This window comes from Phyllobacterium trifolii, from assembly GCF_014192095.1.
Lineage (GTDB): Bacteria > Pseudomonadota > Alphaproteobacteria > Rhizobiales > Rhizobiaceae > Phyllobacterium > Phyllobacterium trifolii.
Map to the genome: position 1 here is coordinate 1 of NZ_JACHXN010000053.1, position 3176 is coordinate 3176.

Genomic DNA, 3176 nt, shown 5'->3' on the forward strand with positions numbered 1-3176 from the left:
AGATGGATATGAGTAATGAGAATGATCAAGCCAATCGAGCTATTAGTACCGGTAAGCTTCATGCGTTGCCGCACTTCCACACCCGGCCTATCAACGTGGTGGTCTTCCACGGCTCTGATAGGGAATACTCGTTTTCAGGTGGGTTTCCCGCTTAGATGCCTTCAGCGGTTATCCCGTCCGTATATAGCTACCCTGCTATGCGGCTGGCGCCACAACAGGTCCACCAGAGATACGTCCATCCCGGTCCTCTCGTACTAGGGACAGATCCTGTCAATATTCCTACACCCACGGCAGATAGGGACCGAACTGTCTCACGACGTTCTGAACCCAACTCACGTACCGCTTTAAATGGCGAACAGCCATACCCTTGGGACCTGCTCCAGCCCCAGGATGCGATGAGTCGACATCGAGGTGCCAAACAACCCCGTCGATATGGACTCTTGGGGGTCATCAGCCTGTTATCCCCGGCGTACCTTTTATCCGTTGAGCGATGGCCCTTCCACGCGGGACCACCGGATCACTATGACCGACTTTCGTCTCTGCTCGACTTGTCAGTCTCGCAGTCAGGCGGGCTTATGCCATTGCACTCGACGACCGATTTCCGACCGGTCTGAGCCCACCATCGCGCGCCTCCGTTACTCTTTAGGAGGCGACCGCCCCAGTCAAACTACCCACCATACACTGTCCTGGATCCGGATAACGGACCGCAGTTAGACATCCATATAGGTAAGGGTGGTATTTCAAGGATGACTCCACGAAGGCTGGCGCCCCCGCTTCAAAGTCTACCACCTATCCTACACATGCCGACACGAATGCCAGTGTAAAGCTATAGTAAAGGTGCACGGGGTCTTTCCGTCTAACCGCAGGAACCCCGCATCTTCACGGGGAATTCAATTTCACTGAGTCTGCGTTGGAGACAGCGGGGAAGTCGTTACGCCATTCGTGCAGGTCGGAACTTACCCGACAAGGAATTTCGCTACCTTAGGACCGTTATAGTTACGGCCGCCGTTTACTGGGGCTTCGATTCAAAGCTTGCACCTCTCCTCTTAACCTTCCAGCACCGGGCAGGCGTCAGACCCTATACGTCGTCTTGCGACTTCGCAGAGCCCTGTGTTTTTGGTAAACAGTCGCTACCCCCTGGTCTGTGCCACCCTCCCTGACTTGCGTCAAAAAGGGTCACGCTTCTTCCGAAGTTACGCGTGCAATTTGCCGAGTTCCTTCAACGCAGTTCTCTCAAGCGCCTTGGTATGCTCTACCAGTCCACCAGTGTCGGTTTAGGGTACGGTCTATACGCGGGAGCTATTTCCTGGGACCGCTTCGAAGCCCCTCCAATCCAATAAGGAGGAACAACACACGCGATCCGTCACTACCCGCAGGCCCACGAATATTAACGTGGTTCCCATCGACTACGCCTTTCGGCCTCGCCTTAGGGGCCGGCTAACCCTGCTCAGATTAACTTTAAGCAGGAACCCTTGGACTTTCGGCGAGGGAGTCTCTCACTCCCTTTATCGTTACTCATGTCAGCATTCTCACTTCTGATACCTCCAAAGGCCCTCACGGGTCCCTCTTCAACGGCTTACAGAACGCTCCGCTACCACTTGCTTATTGCTAAGCAAATCCACAGCTTCGGTGTATGGCTTGAGCCCCGGTACATTTTCGGCGCAAAGACCCTTATTTAGACCAGTGAGCTGTTACGCTTTCTTTAAATGATGGCTGCTTCTAAGCCAACATCCTGGTTGTTTTGGGATCCTCACATCCTTTCCCACTTAGCCATAACTTAGGGACCTTAGATGGTGGTCAGGGTTGTTGCCCTCTTCACGACGGACGTTAGCACCCGCCGTGTGTCTGCCGATCAGTACTCTTCGGTATTCGGAGTTTGGTTAGGTTTGGTAAATCGGTGAGATCCCCTAGCCCATCCAGTGCTCTACCCCCGAAGGTATAAAATCGACGCTCTACCTAAATAGATTTCGCGGAGAACCAGCTATCTCCAAGTTTGATTGGCCTTTCACCCCTAGCCACAAGTCATCCCAATCTATTGCAACAGATGCGGGTTCGGTCCTCCAGTAAGTGTTACCTTACCTTCAACCTGCTCATGGCTAGATCACTTGGTTTCGGGTCTAATGCAACGAACTGAACGCCCTGTTCAGACTCGCTTTCGCTGCGCCTACACCTACCGGTTTAAGCTTGCTCGTCACACTAAGTCGCTGACCCATTATACAAAAGGTACGCTGTCACCCAGAACAAATCTTGGGCTCCAACTGTTTGTAGGCATTCGGTTTCAGGATCTCTTTCACTCCCCTTGTCGGGGTGCTTTTCACCTTTCCCTCACGGTACTGGTTCGCTATCGGTCATGCACGAGTACTTAGGCTTGGAGAGTGGTCTCCCCATGTTCAGACAGGATTTCACGTGTCCCGCCCTACTCAAGGACTTTTATTCGCATTACGTGTACGGGGCTGTCACCCACTTTAGCCACCCTTTCCAGAGTGTTCCACTTGTCTCATAAAAGCCACTGGCCTGGTCCGCGTTCGCTCGCCACTACTAACGGAGTCTCGTTTGATGTCCTTTCCTCCGGGTACTTAGATGTTTCAGTTCCCCGGGTTCGCTTCTAACCCCTATGTATTCGAAGGTCAGATACCTTATTACGATATCTAGAAACCTTTTCTGTTCGTCCTCACGCTGTCGCGGCTTACGCCGCTTCGCTCCGGACTGGGCGGCCAAACCTGGCCGACGCGCTAGCGCGCTGTATTGCCGCCAAGCCTGACAAATCTAGCACCCATACAGGACGCTAGTCCGTCGCCGCTCGTGCGGCGCCCACGCGGAGGATAGGGCCGAGAAGGCCCGCTCATCCGTGAGCGAACAAAAAAGATTTTCTAGATATCTAAGGTGGGTTTCCCCATTCGGAAATCGTCGGATCAAAGGGTATTCGCACCTCCCCGACGCTTATCGCAGCGTATCACGTCCTTCATCGCCTGTGCATGCCAAGGCATCCACCAAATGCCCTTAAGACACTTGATCATTCTCATTGCCAATATCCATCCTTGCCTTCACAAGAACCTTGCGCCTGTGGGGGATACCAACAAGACGACAAAACCCTCAGCAATCGACGAATTTGACAAAAAAGACCAGCTTCTCGAGATAAATCCGATGGCTCTGCGGTTAAGCGGCCAATCATATGC

At 53.1% G+C, this 3176-nt stretch carries 1 rRNA gene; it reads right to left on the reverse strand.

The features are described from left to right. Nucleotides 1-21: 21 nt before the first annotated feature. Nucleotides 22-3015 (reverse strand): 23S ribosomal RNA (locus FHS21_RS30235). Between the last annotated feature and the right edge of the window lie 161 nt (nt 3016-3176).